The sequence below is a fragment of the Haloterrigena salifodinae genome (assembly GCF_003977755.1).
Taxonomy (GTDB): Archaea; Halobacteriota; Halobacteria; order Halobacteriales; family Natrialbaceae; genus Haloterrigena; species Haloterrigena salifodinae.
In genome coordinates this window covers 447163-460411 of sequence record NZ_RQWN01000004.1, presented here as the reverse complement: position 1 = coordinate 460411, position 13249 = coordinate 447163, and the positions used below count along the sequence as shown (strand labels likewise).

Below are 13249 nucleotides of genomic sequence, written 5' to 3'. Positions count from 1 at the left end.
TGGCGATATTCACGTCCGCCCGGTCCGGGACAGGAAACGAGTTCCGCTCAGCCGCGGCCTCGAGCGCGCCGAAGTAGTCGTCGGGCCGCCGGTCGCCCGCCCAGCCGATGCCGACGTTCGCGTGGCTGTCCGACTTCGGAAACGCCCAGGCGTAGCCAACGTATCCCTCGAAGAAGATCCGCGGCCGATTCCGATACGCCGAGAAATCGCCCTCGACCGTCGCATTGAGAGTGACCATGTCGCCGGTGTACTCGTGCGTGTCTCCGTTCGCTTTGAGCGTCAGAGACGGCTGGCCCGACGCGTCGACGACGTAGTCGTACGCATCCAGAATGCCGGCGTACTCGTCGGGCGAGACCGATCGTCCGGTTCTGAACTCGACGCCCCTGGCTTCCAGTTCCGCCGCCCACCGTCGTTCGACGACGGGGCGCTCGCAAGCGAACCACCGCCGCGACTCGTCGACGAGTCGTGCGACGGTACCGCGAAGCGTCGGCGGCGAAACCGGAAGAGGTTTTCGTTATGGACCCAATACTATACATGATGGCGCTACCTATCGACCCCGCCCAGATCGATCCAGACGACATCGGTGCGAAACAGATGATCCTCGAGATGGACCACGAGGAGGCGATCGAGCACGTCCGTGAGGTGTTCACCGACGTAGGGTTCGGCGTTCCGGTCGAGTTCTCCCCTTCGGAACTGCTCAACGAAAAGGTGGACGCAGACCGCGATCCCTACTACGTCCTCGGCGCGTGTAACCCGGCGGTGGCCGACCGAGCGCTCGAGGCCACCGACGGAAAACTCGGCGCGCTGTTCCCGTGTAACGTCGTCATCTGGGAGGAAGAGCCGGGACGACAGCGCGTCTACCACGTCTCGATCATGCGGATCGCACGGCTCGTCGGCGTGGCACCGGACGACGAGGAGATGGCGGATATCGTCGCCGAGACCGGCGAGCTCGTCGATAACGCATTCGAGGAACTGTAACCGTGGGCTACCACACGTTCGACGCAGAGCGAGCGGACGAGCTGGAACGGGCCGGACGGCGATACCGCTTCGTGTCGGCCGAGGAACTGCTGTGGGCGCTCTCGCTGTCGCCGGACGACACCGTCGCCGACCTCGGAAGCGGCACCGGCTTCTTCACCGACGACGTCGCACCCCACGCCGGGGAGGTCCACGCGGTCGACGTTCAGGAGGCGATGCGCGAGTACTACCGAGAGAAAGGCGTCCCGGAGAATGTCGCCCTCGCGACCAGCGACGTGAGCGACCTCCCGTTCGACGACGGCGCACTCGACGCCGCGTTCTCGACGATGACCTACCACGAGTTCGCGAGCGACGACGCACTCGCGGAGATTCAACGAGTCCTCGCGCCCGACGGCCGACTCGTCGTCGTCGACTGGGCGTCGACTGGCTCCGGCGAGGATGGTCCGCCGGTCGACGAGCGATACAGCGCCGAGGAGACGACGAATGCCCTCCGTAACGCCGGATTCGTTATTGAACATGAGGCCGTCCGACCGGAGACCTTCCTGCTGATCGCGACGCTCGGGTGAGAACGCAAGCGGCCCGCGCGGGAGCGCCTCCCGGACGGTCCCGAGGTCACGTTTCGCAGACGCAGACCGAGACCGATATGCGCTGGCATGCCCCTCATTTTTCATCGCAGTCGTGGACGGTTCTGTGATGTACGATAACGAGCGACCTGTCCCGCGACGGCAGGCGCTGCGCGGCGGCGGCGCGACGCTGTTCGGACTCGTGGGACTACCGAACGGGATCGGAATCGGAGCGGCCGCACTCGAGCGGACCGCACAGGAGAACGAGGACGACGAGGCTGGAGACGACGGCGGCGGACTCGAAGAAACGCTGGTCGCCTCGAGCGGAGAGGCCGACGTCGGAGCGGACGAGAGCCTCGAGACGTGGGTGTACGACGAGCAGTTCCCCGGCCCGGAACTCCGGGTCGACGAGGGGGAGACGCTGCGCGTGTCGCTCGAGAACCAATTACCCGAGGGGACGACGATTCACTGGCACGGCGTTCCCGTTCCGAACCCGATGGACGGCGTTCCAGACGTCACGCAGGACTCAGTCTCGTCCGACGAGACGTTCGAGTACGAGTTCGAGGCGTTACCGGCAGGCACGTACGTCTACCACAGCCACGTCGGGCTGCAACTCGACAGGGGTCTCTACGGGCCGTTGATCGTCGAGGAGGAGTCACCGCACGTCGAGTACGACCGCGAGTATACGCTACAGTTCGACGATTACCTCCCGGCGGAGCCGGCGCTGGACTCGATCGAAGTCCCACCGGGTGGCGGTGACGGAATGGGGCCTGGCGGCGGACCGGAGGGAGATGGCGACAGGATGGGCCCCAGCGGTGGAGGTGGTGGCCCGGGCAACGGTCGCGGTCCCAGCGGCGACGGCATGGGTCCCAGTGGCGGACCTAACGGAGACGGCAATGGAATGGGACCTGATGGCGGACCTGGCGGACCCGGCGACGGCATGGGACCAGGTAGTCAGATGATGAGTCAGCGACCGCCGTACGAGGGACTGCTCGCTAACGGACGCCTCCCGTCGGAACCGCCGGTGTTCGAGGTCGAAGAGAGTGAACGCGTTCGACTGCGGTTCATCAATCCGAGCAGCGCCACGACCTATCGCGTCGGCGTCGGTGGCCACTCGCTGACCGTCACGCACGCCGACGGGCGACCGGTCGAACCCGTCGACGTGGACTCGTTCGTAATGAGCATGGGCGAGCGCTACGACGCGGTCCTTGAGGCCGACTCTCCCGGCGAGTGGGCCGTCGTCGCGGAACCCGTCGCGGGAACCGAGGATCCCGCAGAGGCGATACTGCGGTACGAGGACGCGCCTGAGAGCAGATCCGCCGAAGGGCCGGGGTTCGACGGGCGGGAACTCGAGTACGACGACCTCCAGGCGCTCGAGCCACTGGAACTCGACGGAGAGCCGGACCGAACGTTCGACTTCACGCTGTCGGGCGGGATGATGGGTGGCGCAGACGCCGACGCATGGACTATCGACGGCGAGACGTTTCCCGACGCTGACCCGCTCGAGATCAGCGAGGGCGACCACGTCCGCGTGCGAATGGTAAACCGCAGTCCGGCGATCCACCCGATGCACCTCCACGGCCACTTTTTCCAGGTCGGCGACGCGGTCAAGGACACCGTTCTCGTCGCGCCTCACGGCGACCAAGTGATGTTCGACTTCTGTGCGGACAACCCCGGCGACTGGCTGTTCCACTGTCACAACGTCTACCATCTCGAGCGAGGGATGGCCCGCGTGTTCGAATACGAGTGAGCGGCGCCGCCGGCGCGATCGGTAGCGCGGTCACCCGATCACGTGGGGCGGTCATCCGTGGTTCGCTCGCCTCGAGTCCCAGAGACGATCCGCCCGTCGAGGCGGATCACGGCGTACCCGCCGACGACGAAGACTACGCCCGACAGCAGGAAGCCGACGTCCCAGAGGAGGACGCTCCCCGGCCCGGCCGGCCAGACGTGGTGAATCCCGAGGAGCTGATGGTTCACGAGCCCCTCGAGGAGATTGAAGACGCCCCAACCAACGATCGTCGCCCCGAGGAGCGCTCGTCTCGACGGCGGAACGTCCGACCGTCGCCACGCGCGAACCAAGAGGGCGATCCCCGCGATCGTGAAGAGGTAGGTGCCGACGTGGAAGAGGCCGTCGGCGACTACGTTCAGTCGCAGATCGCTGAGGACCGTCGGATCCGTCCGGGCCGACAGCATGTGGTGCCACTGCAGGAGCTGGTGGAGGACAATCCCGTCGAAGAAGCCGCCCAGCCCGATTCCGAGGACGATGCCCGCTCGAACGAGCGGTTTCACTCGTTCGTGTAACCCGAACCACGTCTCTCCGTCACTGGCCATATCGAATAATTGTGGTTGAGGGAAAAGCGTACACTGCTGTCTACTGCAAGCGTGATTCGGACTGCACGAAATGAGACCTGCCTGAAACCGAAACCGCTGGGTCGGTTCGCCCTAGCTGGCCATGTTGCGGCACGACTCCGCGCACTCCGGCAGGACGTCTGCACACACCTGACAGTGCTCGTGATCGAACTGCTCGCACTCCTCGGCGCACGCCTCGCACGCCTCGGCACAGACCGCCGCCAGGTCGCCGTGATAGTCCGAGTCGCGAGCCATCAGTCGCGCGTGCAGCGTCGCCAGATCCGCCACGTCGCGGCAGAGCCGAATGCACTCGGCCATCTCCTCGCCGTGGTCGGCGCAGGCATCCGCACACCACTCGCAGGCCTGTGCGGCCTCGAGACAGTTGTCGATGCACTCGTGCATTTCCTCGTCCGCGTGTGCAAGATCTTGTAATGACATTACAATATTACCTCCGTCACGCGATTCAATCAAGGTCGCGCATGCCGTTGCAAGTCGCCGGCCCGGAGCAGTGACCGACTCACGCGTCCTCGATCCGTTCGATCGCCTCCTCGAAGCGTTCCAGCGGCTGTGCGCCGACGAGCGACCCGGCTGCCTCGGACTTCGGATCGAAGACGACGAACGTCGGCGTGCCCGACACACCGAGTTTGGTCGCCCGATCTGCATCGGTCTCGACCGCGTCCTCGAGTTCCGATCGTCGATCCTCGAGACACGACTCGAGGGCGTCCGCGTCGACGGCGTCGACCGAACGGGTGTACTCGAGGAGGTTCTCGGCCGACGCCCATCCCGAATTCTTCCCTTCCTGTTTCTCGAATATCGTCGCGTGCCAGTCCCAGTAGGCGGACGGCTCTTTGTCGCGGACCCGATCCCAGACGCACTTGCTGGCGACCGCGGCGGTCATCGAGTCCGCGCCGAAATACGGCAACGCGATCAATACGACGCGAACGTCGCCGGGGCCGACGTGGTTCCGGACCAGATCGGGGAGCGTTTCGCGTTCGAACCGCTCGCAGAACGGGCACTGGAAGTCCGTCCAGTAGTAGATCTCGATCGGCGCCTCGGGCGACCCCATGATCGGCTTTCCGGCGAGGTCAACGCCGAACGCGGATGTCTCGTCGCTCGAGTGAAACGACGGGGAGAGGTCGTGAGCCGCGTCGTCGGATCGCGAGAGATAGTAGGCGCCGCCGGCACCGACTGTTACGACCGAGCCGGCGAGGAAGGCGCGACGGGATGGTTGATCAAGTGCCATTGATCGAATTCGTGATCACGTTCACACCGCCGGGCCAAAACCGGTCCGTGGATTTGCTGGGTCAGCAAAACGGTGCCGAACGGCGTCGCTACGAGTCGACGACCTCGAGCGTCCAGTCGCCGTCGGCCTCGACGTCGAGCCAGACGACCCCGCCCGCCTTGTACGACCGCGAGTTGTCGAACGACCCGGTCCGGTGGACGAGTATCTCGCGACTGCCGTCGGCGCCGTGGCCGTCGACGACGAACTGCCCGTCGCCGTCGTGGGTCGCGACGACCCTAACGTCGCCCTCGGTCCACAGCGGCCCGACGAACGCCGATCCCGTCCCGGACGCCTGCACGGGGAGGTCGGCGAGGTCGTCGGCCCGGACCGCCGGCTGGGAGAGTTCGATCGACCACGCGCCGTCGGCGTCGACCTCAAGTCCATACGATCCTCCCTCGACGGCCATGATCGACTCGCCGATAGCGTTCTCCGCCGTCGTCAGCAGGTTCTCGCTGCGGCCGCTTCCGTCAACGCCGGTCACGTCGACAGCGATCGCCGACCCGTCGTGAGAGACGTTCGCGACGAGGATGCCGCCGTCGAGGCCGACCGTCTGCGAGTCGGTCGATCCGGATCCCTCGAACGCGTGGGACTGGCCCGCCTCGAGGACGACGCCGCTCGGACGCTTCGGGCTCGTCGTCTCGTTCTCGCCGTCGGCACGCTCGAAATCTCCGTCGACGAGATCGGAGGGCGTGACGACGTCGAGCCCGCGGTGCTCGAGGTGATCGAGGAGCAGTCCGAAGTCGTCCAGCGACATCCGGTTCTCGTCGACGCCCACGTCGTCCTCGTCGACGATCCGCGGAACGCGCAGGACGGTCAGCAGGCCGTACTGATCGGAGAGGTTGGCGTGGCGGCGAACGCCGGTGTGGAGCGCGGGCCCCCAGATGTACGGAATCATGTGCATCTCGGTCGGCGGCACGCCGGTCGTCCCGGAGCTGTACAGGAACGCCGATTCGTGGACGTCACGGGCGACGTCATAGGTCTCCGCGTCCATCCCTCCGTCCGGAACGAACAGGTGGCGTGCTCCGTCCTCGAAGCCCTCGCTCGCGAGCGCGTCTCGAGCGTGCTCGAGAACCTGCCGCTGGCGATCCGCGGGCTGTTCCGGAAGTGGCGTCGATACCTGCGGGAGCGAACAGACGTCCCATCCGCGATCACGGAGGTCCCGGAGTTCGTCGAGTCCCATCCGTCCCGCCTCGCCGATCTGCTCGGGGGAGACCGGAACCGCCGCCGTCCAGTCGCGCTCCGCGAGCATCTCGGCCGCGACGTCGTAATGGGACTCGTGCCCGCCGTAGAAGGCGAGAATCACCGCGCCGTTGGCGGCCGACTCGGTTCGGCGGAGGTCGTCGACCAGCAACTTAGTCGGTCCACCGTCCGGCCCGTCCGCGGTAATATTGAGACCGGTGACGTTCGATAGGTCCGGATCTTCCCCCGGCTTCTGCTGGTAGCCACAGTCCATTCGGAACCAGCCGTCGTACCCGTCCGGGACGATTCGAATACTGGTGAGGCGCTCGCTCCGCGTCGGTGCGAGGAACTCGACGATGATTCGATCGGCGGATTCCGGTTTGACCGCCAGTGAGGCGTCCCAGCCCTCGAAATCGATTCCGTTATCGAACCGAATCTCTAGGCCGGCCGTCGCCTCATCGCTCTCGATGACCGCCGCTTGCGATCCGAGTCGCGCCTCGTCAGGAGCGGCCGAGAGTTCGCCAGTCCGGGGGGACCACTCGTCGAGATCCTCGAAGTCAGAGAGCCCCTGCCCCGCCTCGATAGCGGGCCAGTGCGAGGGGCCGGAAGCCATCTCCCGCTTGCCGACTCCATTGCCGTTCGCTTCGGATTCGCCGTCTGATAGCGCGTCCATACAGCCAGCGAGAGTAGTCGATGCGGCACCGAGTGCGGTGAGCATTCGCCGCCGAGACGAACCGTCGTTTTCGTCACGTTCGTGAGCCATTGTCGATAGGTTACTCATTGTTACGTTCTCTCCGACAGCGTAAACGGAACCGGTGATTTGCTGACCCAGCAAATCGGAGCCGAAAATTTCAGTCAGTCCTGCATCAGTGCAGATAGATGTTCACGAGCGATTCAGTCAATGGGCACCTGATGAACCTCTCCGAAGCGGTCTCGTACCCATTCGAGACGTGGCGAGGGACGATTGGACTCGTCGTCGTTGCATTCGCCACCTACATCCTCCTGATCCTGAGTACGATGCCGGGGTTCTCGCTCCAGATGCTCGGCGATGGCCTCCACTGGTTCGAGTACGTCGTCGTCTCGCTCACGGAGACGGTGTACCGCACCGACGGCTGGACCGGACTTACGGTCATCGTCCTCTACGCCCTGCTCTCGGGAATCGCGGTCGTCAATGCCGTCGCCCAACTGCAGATCGTCGGTCTCTCGAGTCTCACCGACCTCTCCGGCGTCGTTCCCGGGCTCCTCGCGTCAGGTTGTGCGAGCTGCGGTGCCGGCCTCCTCGGTTTTCTCGGGTTCGCCGGGGGACTCTCGGCACTACCGTACGACGGCGCGTTGCTTCGTTTCGGCGGTCTCCTGTTGTTACTGTTCTTCCTCGGACGGGCGGGCCATCCCAAACGGTGTGCGATCGCAACAGAGAGAGCGAAATGACGGCACAGGACTTCCTCCGATCGATCCGATCGGACCGGCGAGCGATGGCATGGGGAACGGCCGCCGGAATCGGCGTGTTCCTGCTGTTCGGACTTGTCACCGGGCTCGTCCCGAACCCGCTTTACGTTCGAATGGTCCCGCGGACGCCCGTCGACTACCTGTTTCTGGTGCTGACCGCACTGCTGGCGGGCATCTACGCCGCACAGCGGTTGGCGACAGAGGTAGTCGAATCCGATTGCAGGGACACCGACAGGAGCGGAACCGGCGACTCACGGAGCGAGGACCGCTGGGTACTCGGCGGTCTCGTCGGTGGGTTCCTAGCGGTCGGCTGTCCGATCTGTAATGTCATCCTGCTCGCGCTGTTCAGTTCGTCCGCGCTCATGACGTACTTCGATCCGTTACGACCCGCTCTCGGGGCGGTCTCCGTGGCGCTTCTTGCGGGATTGATATACGTTCGCCACAGTCGGTCGTGTCCGACTTGCGCAACGTGATGGGTTCCACCGCCGGTCACCATCGAAACGATCATACTATTGTATAGATGGTCTACATTATCGCAATATTCAGCGAGCTACTGTTGCTAGCCAATGATTGACCGACAACCCGTCGAGGCACTCGTCATCGATCCGAACAGTGAGGACGTTCGGCTCCTTCTCGAAGCACTCGAGGACGAAGCGAACGCGAACACCGTTTCGACCGCTGCCAGCGGCGCCGAAGGGCTTGAATTCGTTCGGCAGTGTAACTCAGATCCCGACCGTTCCCGTCCGAACCTCGTGGTGCTCGATATCGACCTCCCGGAGATGGACCGGCGAACGCTTCTCGAGAAGTTCGATGCCGACCCCGAGTGGACGGACGTTCCCGTCGTCGTCTTCACTGCAGTGGACGAGCGAAAATCTATCGCACAGTCGTACGCGAATCACGCAAACGCGTATGTCCGGAAGCCGGACAATCGAGACAGGTTCGTCGACGTCGTCCGCACACTCGGGAAGTTCTGGTTCGACGTTGCCTGGGTACCGCCGAGAGACGAACCGAACGACAAACGATAGTAGTATGGCTCCCTGAGAAGGATACAAGACAGTGACGGTGATTTGCTGGGTCGGCGAATCGTGGCCTATTTGCCGCTGAACGACGGGGTTTATCCTGTGCAACACGGTGGCTCTCCGGACTCGGCGGAAATCTTCCAGATCCTCGCCGACGACTACGCGCGGAAGATCCTTCTCGCCGCGGATCGAGACGGGCCGAAGACCGCGAAAACCCTCAGCGAGGAGTGTGACGCCTCGCTCACGACGATCTACCGCCGCGTCTCGACGCTGCAGGAACACGGTCTCATCGAGGAACGGCGATCCGTCGACTCGGACGGCTCCCACCGGAGCGAGTTCCAGACGGCGCTCGAGGAACTCCACGTCGACATCACTGACGGTCAGCTCTCGCTGACGATGGAGACCCGCGACGAACTCGCGGACAACTTCACGGCGCTCTGGAGCGGACTCCGAGGTGACGAGTGATGGAAGCGTCCTTCCTGCTCGCCAAACTGATTACGTTCGTCTTAAGTCTCGTCGTCGCGTATCTGGCGTACCACGGCTATCGCCGGAGCGGACAGACACCGATGCTGTACGTCTCCAGCGGGTTCGTCTTCATCGGTGCCGGCGCGATCTGTGAGGGACTCATCTACCAGTTGTTCGGGACGACCATCGCGTCCGCCGCCCTCGTGCAGGCGGTCATCGTCTCGAGCGGGATGGTGCTCGTCCTCATTTCATTGACGAAGTGATTCCGCGGCCCCTCGAGCGCACCGCCGTCCCGTATTTTCCTCCGCTGGTACTTTTTCCGACTCGAGGAATCGCCGTCTCAGATTTAGGTATGGCACCGAAACGCCGACCTATGAACCGACGGCTGTATCTCCGGTCGATCGCCGCCTCGAGTATCGGCGCCGCTGCGGGCTGTCTAAATACTCTCTCGAGCGGCGACGAGGGTGCGAACAACAGTAACAGTAGTAAGCGAGAGCCCGTCGACGGGACGATCCTCGAGCCGCCGGAACGGGATCTGAGCGAGGCGTCGCATCCGAGTTACGGCGACGAATTTCCCACGACGAGCGTCCCCGATCCCCTGTCCGGAGAAACCGTTTCGACCGATCAGTTCGAGGGCGAGCGGGCGATGCTGGTGACGTTCTTCTACACGTCGTGTCCCGACGGCGTCTGTCCCGCGCTCATGCTGCGGTTGCGACGCGCACAGGCGGTCGCGGCCGAGGGCGGATACGGCGACGACGCCGCGTTCCTCGCGATGACGTTCGACCCCGAACGCGACACCGAAGGCGTGTTGCAAACGTACGCCGACCAGCAGGGCGTCGACCTCGAGGCCGGAAACTGGCACTTCCTGCGCCCGGAGCGCTACGAGGACGCGAAATCGATCGTCGACGGCCGCTACGGACTCCCACTCGAGAAGCGCGACGCCGACGAGTACGAGAACTTGGAGTACATGTTCCCGCACTTCTCGTACATCTTCCTCGTCAACGAGCGCGGGCTGGTCGAACGCGTCTATCCGGACGGAGCAACCATCGCGACGTCGAAGCTAGTCGAGGACTTCGAAACGGTGGTGACCGCATAGATGCGGCGACGGGACGTCCTCGCCGGCATCGGAAGCCTGAGCGTCATCGGGACCGCGGGCACGCTGGCGATTCGCGGCCCGCCGTCGTTCGACGGGACCGACGACCCGGAGAACGCGAACGGCTCGGCATCGGTAGCTACCGATTCGATCACGATCGAAACGGTCGACGCACCGGGGAGTGAGGCCGGTGAGGTCCGCGTCCCGGCGGCCGACCGGGCGACGTTCGTCGATTTCTTCGGCACGTGGTGTCCGCCGTGTATCGAACAGATGCCTGCCCTCGCCGAGGCGAACGACCGACTCGGTGACGACGTGCTGTTCCTCTCGGTCACGAGCGAGGCGGTCGGCTCGTCCGTGACGGAGGACGAACTGATCGACTGGTGGGAGAACCACGACGGTAACTGGCTCCTCGGGCTCGATCCGACCGCTGAACTGACCGCGCGGTACCTCGCCGGCGGCTATCCCTCCGCCGTCGCGATCGACGCGGACGGGCGCGTCCAGTGGTCCGATTCCGGGGTCAAGACTGCCGACGAGCTCGTAGCGGGGATCAAACGAGCGCTCAAGGCGGAGGCCGACGCGTGATCGAGGCGACGGACCTGTCGGCGGTCGGCTTCGCGCTCACCGCCGGCGTTGCGACCTTCTTCAGCCCCTGCGCGTATCCGCTGTTACCGGGATACGTCGGGTTCTACGTGAGTCGAACGGACGGGGATGACGCGTCGCTCGGCGGTGCGACCCTCCGTGGCGTCGTCGCCGGTATTGGCGTCCTGGGGACGTTCGCGGCCCTCATCGGCGTGACGTTCTGGCTCGGTCGGTCGACGCTGTCGAATCTCACGATCTTCGAGTCGCTCGTCGGCGGACTGCTGGTGGTCTTCGGCGCGCTCGTCGTCGCCGGTCGCGCCCCCTCGCTGTCGATTCCGCTTCCGAAACGGCGCTCGAGCGTCCTCGGATTCGGGGTCTTCGGTGCGGGATACGCGCTCGCAGGGGCTGGATGCGTCGCGCCCGTCTTCCTCGCGGTCGTCGCCCGTTCGCTGTCCCTGCCGACCGATGCCGCGGCGCTCGTCCTCGCGACCTACGTCGGCAGCGTCGTCGCCCTGATGATCGCGGTGACGGTCGCGACCGGGATGGGACTGGTAGCGAGCGCGAGCCGGTTCGCGGCGTACTCGGAGCGACTGAAGCAACTCGCGGGCGCCATCATGATCGTCGCAGGAATCGGCCAACTCTACCTGGCGCTGGTCGTCTATTGATCAGAAGAACAGCACCGGCACGGTGTTCCGGAAGATATTGAGCGAGATCACGAACAGGAGTCCGACGACGAACCAGTTGAACGTCCGCTCGTCGAACTCGAGGCGCCGGAGATACGTGCCCAGCAGGAGGCCAACGATCGTGACGACGGCGATCACCGAACCGAGCCAGAGCCGGTAGGTCGTGAGCAGGTCGGTGAACAGCACCATCTGGACGATCCGAACCGTGAAAATCGTCCCGAGTACCATCGACAGCCCGCCGATGTAGCGCTCGGCATCCCGCTCGAAGGTGTGGAAGTACGCCGGCAGTAGCGGCCCGAGGTTCGCGAAGGCGAGCAGGAAGCCCTGGGAGAAGCCGGCTGTACCGAGAGCGAACGGGTGGTGGGCCTCCTCGACCGTGACGAAATTCTGGACGGCCTGAAAGGCGACGTAGCCCAGAAGGACGAGGCCGATGACGAACGAGACGACCGGTCCGACGCTGAACGTCGCCAGCGCCGCGACGCCGATGACGGTCCCGACGATAGCGAGCACCAGCAGCGCCCACTCCTCGCGAACGAACGACCGCCCGGTACCGGTCTCAGCGATTTGGAACATATTGAGCATCCACGGCGGAATCGCCAGGACGACGACAGCGACGGTCGGATCGATCACCGACGCGAAGATCGGCGTCATGATGAGCGAGTAGCCGAACCCGGTCATTCCCTTGACGGCGCCGGCGACGATCGCCACCAGGACCAGCCCGGCGAGCAAGCCGACCGAGAGGTCGGACTGGACGCCCTGCTCGACGTTCTCGAATCCAGGAAAGAATGCGATCGAGGCGACGAGAACGGTCAGTGCCGCGCCGAACATCGTCACTTCGCGATAGCGGAACTCGAGGAGGTTAGTCAGGAACTGTTCGACGTCGACTCTGGATTCGGGAGCACTCATACTAGTTCGAAGACGAGGGAAGACGACACGAAGTCGCAGTTGTTAGCCCCTCGGTGGCCCGAACATATTCCACTGTGCAATACGGCGAGAATTATTCCGGTTCGAGATCATCGATCGTTCGCCAAAGCGGCGAAGCGGACACACTAGAGCGTATTCTCGGGGTCGTATCGCGAAATCTGATCGTCTCAGATAGAAGCAATATGTTCCGCAGACACGCGATCGGCAGAACGCTATCGTCGACTGACCGTCGTTCGTCGATCGACGCAATAGTATTGTACAACACCCACATAACACTAAAATACCTCCGGTCCCTAACAGCGGTAATGACTGAGCCGACAGCTTCGGAGCCCACCGACGACGGCCGGCCGGCGCAAAAACCCGTCCAATTGAACGACGTAGCCGACTACGAGGACCAGCTCGAGGAACACGACCTCGTCCTGCTCGAGTTCGTCACGTCCGGATGCGGAATCTGCGCGTCGATGGAACCGGTCCTCGGCGCAGTCGCACGCAGCGCGCCGGGTGCTGTGGCGACGGTGAACGCTGGCCTCGTTCCGGCCCTTACCGCCGAATTCGGCGTCCAGCGCGTCCCGACGCTCGTCGTCCTGAAAGACGGCGAGGAAGTCGCTCGCCTCGACGACGGTTTCCAGAGTGCCGACACGATCGTCGACCTGCTCGAAACGCACGCAGCACACTAAATCTGCGCTAACCGA

Annotated in this window: 17 protein-coding genes and 1 pseudogene; 12 read left to right on the top strand and 6 right to left on the bottom strand. The window is 64.4% G+C overall.

The genetic code is table 11. From position 1 onward, the window contains the following. Positions 1 to 238, bottom strand: a pseudogene (locus EH209_RS20170) (NAD(P)/FAD-dependent oxidoreductase); the annotation flags it as partial. Between the two features lie 299 nt (positions 239 to 537). On the opposite strand from EH209_RS20170, the gene EH209_RS20165 reads away from it, so the two are divergent. The 3 genes from EH209_RS20165 (at position 538) to EH209_RS20155 (ending at position 3288) form a co-directional block, all read left to right on the top strand. Further along, positions 538 to 978, top strand: a complete 441-nt coding sequence (locus EH209_RS20165; RefSeq protein ID WP_126664599.1) for a DUF302 domain-containing protein — start codon at positions 538 to 540, stop codon at positions 976 to 978. 2 nt (positions 979 to 980) lie between these two features. Further along, a complete protein-coding gene (locus EH209_RS20160) occupies positions 981 to 1541 on the top strand; it encodes a class I SAM-dependent methyltransferase (RefSeq protein ID WP_126664598.1) in 561 nt (186 codons plus the stop codon). Between the two features lie 127 nt (positions 1542 to 1668). Continuing rightward, positions 1669 to 3288, top strand: a complete 1620-nt coding sequence (locus EH209_RS20155) for a multicopper oxidase family protein (protein WP_126664597.1) — start codon at positions 1669 to 1671, stop codon at positions 3286 to 3288. Between the two features lie 38 nt (positions 3289 to 3326). Here the strand turns inward: EH209_RS20155 and EH209_RS20150 are convergent, their stop codons facing one another. The 4 genes from EH209_RS20150 to EH209_RS20135 form a co-directional block, all read right to left on the bottom strand. Continuing rightward, complete coding sequence (locus EH209_RS20150) at positions 3327 to 3869, bottom strand: DUF2243 domain-containing protein (RefSeq protein WP_126664596.1); 543 nt, start codon at positions 3867 to 3869, stop codon at positions 3327 to 3329. A gap of 111 nt (positions 3870 to 3980) precedes the next feature. After that, positions 3981 to 4325, bottom strand: coding sequence for a four-helix bundle copper-binding protein (locus tag EH209_RS20145; RefSeq protein WP_126664595.1), 345 nt, complete (start codon positions 4323 to 4325; stop codon positions 3981 to 3983). Positions 4326 to 4404: 79 nt separating this feature from the next. Further along, positions 4405 to 5130 (bottom strand): DsbA family protein, encoded by a 726-nt coding sequence (locus EH209_RS20140; RefSeq protein WP_126664594.1) that lies wholly within the window; start codon positions 5128 to 5130, stop codon positions 4405 to 4407. Between the two features lie 88 nt (positions 5131 to 5218). Beyond that, positions 5219 to 7021 (bottom strand): polysaccharide deacetylase family protein, encoded by a 1803-nt coding sequence (locus EH209_RS20135; protein ID WP_249038866.1) that lies wholly within the window; start codon positions 7019 to 7021, stop codon positions 5219 to 5221. 206 nt (positions 7022 to 7227) lie between these two features. Here EH209_RS20135 and EH209_RS20130 point away from each other — a divergent pair, with 206 nt between their 5' ends. The 8 genes from EH209_RS20130 (at position 7228) to EH209_RS20095 (ending at position 11615) form a co-directional block, all read left to right on the top strand. Beyond that, positions 7228 to 7776 (top strand): hypothetical protein, encoded by a 549-nt coding sequence (locus EH209_RS20130; protein ID WP_126664593.1) that lies wholly within the window; start codon positions 7228 to 7230, stop codon positions 7774 to 7776. After that, the gene (locus tag EH209_RS20125; protein ID WP_126664592.1) at positions 7773 to 8267 is read left to right on the top strand and encodes a hypothetical protein; all 495 of its coding nucleotides are present in this window, start codon (positions 7773 to 7775) and stop codon (positions 8265 to 8267) included. Before EH209_RS20130 ends, EH209_RS20125 begins: the two co-directional genes overlap by 4 nt. 93 nt (positions 8268 to 8360) lie before the next feature. After that, the gene (locus EH209_RS20120) at positions 8361 to 8819 is read left to right on the top strand and encodes a response regulator (RefSeq protein WP_126664591.1); all 459 of its coding nucleotides are present in this window, start codon (positions 8361 to 8363) and stop codon (positions 8817 to 8819) included. Positions 8820 to 8915: 96 nt separating this feature from the next. Beyond that, positions 8916 to 9278 (top strand): winged helix-turn-helix domain-containing protein, encoded by a 363-nt coding sequence (locus EH209_RS20115; RefSeq protein WP_126664590.1) that lies wholly within the window; start codon positions 8916 to 8918, stop codon positions 9276 to 9278. Next, positions 9278 to 9541 carry a DUF7521 family protein gene (locus EH209_RS20110; protein ID WP_126664589.1) on the top strand — a complete coding sequence of 88 codons (264 nt, stop codon included), beginning with the start codon at positions 9278 to 9280 and terminating at the stop codon, positions 9539 to 9541. The genes EH209_RS20115 and EH209_RS20110 overlap by 1 nt, the downstream gene beginning before the upstream one ends. 110 nt (positions 9542 to 9651) lie before the next feature. Then, complete coding sequence (locus EH209_RS20105; RefSeq protein WP_126664588.1) at positions 9652 to 10374, top strand: SCO family protein; 723 nt, start codon at positions 9652 to 9654, stop codon at positions 10372 to 10374. Beyond that, entirely contained in the window at positions 10375 to 10953 is a 579-nt protein-coding gene (locus EH209_RS20100) for a TlpA family protein disulfide reductase (RefSeq protein WP_126664587.1), read from the top strand. Further along, on the top strand, positions 10950 to 11615 hold the full coding sequence (locus EH209_RS20095; protein ID WP_126664586.1) for a cytochrome c biogenesis CcdA family protein: 666 nt from the start codon (positions 10950 to 10952) through the stop codon (positions 11613 to 11615). Before EH209_RS20100 ends, EH209_RS20095 begins: the two co-directional genes overlap by 4 nt. Here the strand turns inward: EH209_RS20095 and EH209_RS20090 are convergent, their stop codons facing one another. Then, complete coding sequence (locus tag EH209_RS20090) at positions 11616 to 12539, bottom strand: sulfite exporter TauE/SafE family protein (protein WP_126664585.1); 924 nt, start codon at positions 12537 to 12539, stop codon at positions 11616 to 11618. It lies immediately after the preceding gene. A gap of 323 nt (positions 12540 to 12862) precedes the next feature. Between EH209_RS20090 and EH209_RS20085 the strand changes: the two genes are divergently transcribed. Further along, entirely contained in the window at positions 12863 to 13234 is a 372-nt protein-coding gene (locus tag EH209_RS20085; protein WP_126664584.1) for a thioredoxin family protein, read from the top strand. Positions 13235 to 13249 lie beyond the last annotated feature (15 nt).

What these genes read in the sequence shown, in the direction of transcription:
- EH209_RS20165 (WP_126664599.1), top strand. Translation starts at nt 538, where the DNA reads ATGGCGCTACCTATCGACCCCGCCCAGATCGATCCAGACGACATCGGT.
- EH209_RS20155 (WP_126664597.1), top strand. Translation starts at nt 1,669, where the DNA reads ATGTACGATAACGAGCGACCTGTCCCGCGACGGCAGGCGCTGCGCGGC.
- EH209_RS20150 (WP_126664596.1), bottom strand. Translation starts at nt 3,869, where the DNA reads ATGGCCAGTGACGGAGAGACGTGGTTCGGGTTACACGAACGAGTGAAA.
- EH209_RS20145 (WP_126664595.1), bottom strand. Translation starts at nt 4,325, where the DNA reads ATGTCATTACAAGATCTTGCACACGCGGACGAGGAAATGCACGAGTGC.
- EH209_RS20140 (WP_126664594.1), bottom strand. Translation starts at nt 5,130, where the DNA reads ATGGCACTTGATCAACCATCCCGTCGCGCCTTCCTCGCCGGCTCGGTC.
- EH209_RS20135 (WP_249038866.1), bottom strand. Translation starts at nt 7,021, where the DNA reads ATGGACGCGCTATCAGACGGCGAATCCGAAGCGAACGGCAATGGAGTC.
- EH209_RS20130 (WP_126664593.1), top strand. Translation starts at nt 7,228, where the DNA reads ATGTTCACGAGCGATTCAGTCAATGGGCACCTGATGAACCTCTCCGAA.
- EH209_RS20125 (WP_126664592.1), top strand. Translation starts at nt 7,773, where the DNA reads ATGACGGCACAGGACTTCCTCCGATCGATCCGATCGGACCGGCGAGCG.
- EH209_RS20120 (WP_126664591.1), top strand. Translation starts at nt 8,361, where the DNA reads ATGATTGACCGACAACCCGTCGAGGCACTCGTCATCGATCCGAACAGT.
- EH209_RS20110 (WP_126664589.1), top strand. Translation starts at nt 9,278, where the DNA reads ATGGAAGCGTCCTTCCTGCTCGCCAAACTGATTACGTTCGTCTTAAGT.
- EH209_RS20105 (WP_126664588.1), top strand. Translation starts at nt 9,652, where the DNA reads ATGAACCGACGGCTGTATCTCCGGTCGATCGCCGCCTCGAGTATCGGC.
- EH209_RS20100 (WP_126664587.1), top strand. Translation starts at nt 10,375, where the DNA reads ATGCGGCGACGGGACGTCCTCGCCGGCATCGGAAGCCTGAGCGTCATC.
- EH209_RS20090 (WP_126664585.1), bottom strand. Translation starts at nt 12,539, where the DNA reads ATGAGTGCTCCCGAATCCAGAGTCGACGTCGAACAGTTCCTGACTAAC.
- EH209_RS20085 (WP_126664584.1), top strand. Translation starts at nt 12,863, where the DNA reads ATGACTGAGCCGACAGCTTCGGAGCCCACCGACGACGGCCGGCCGGCG.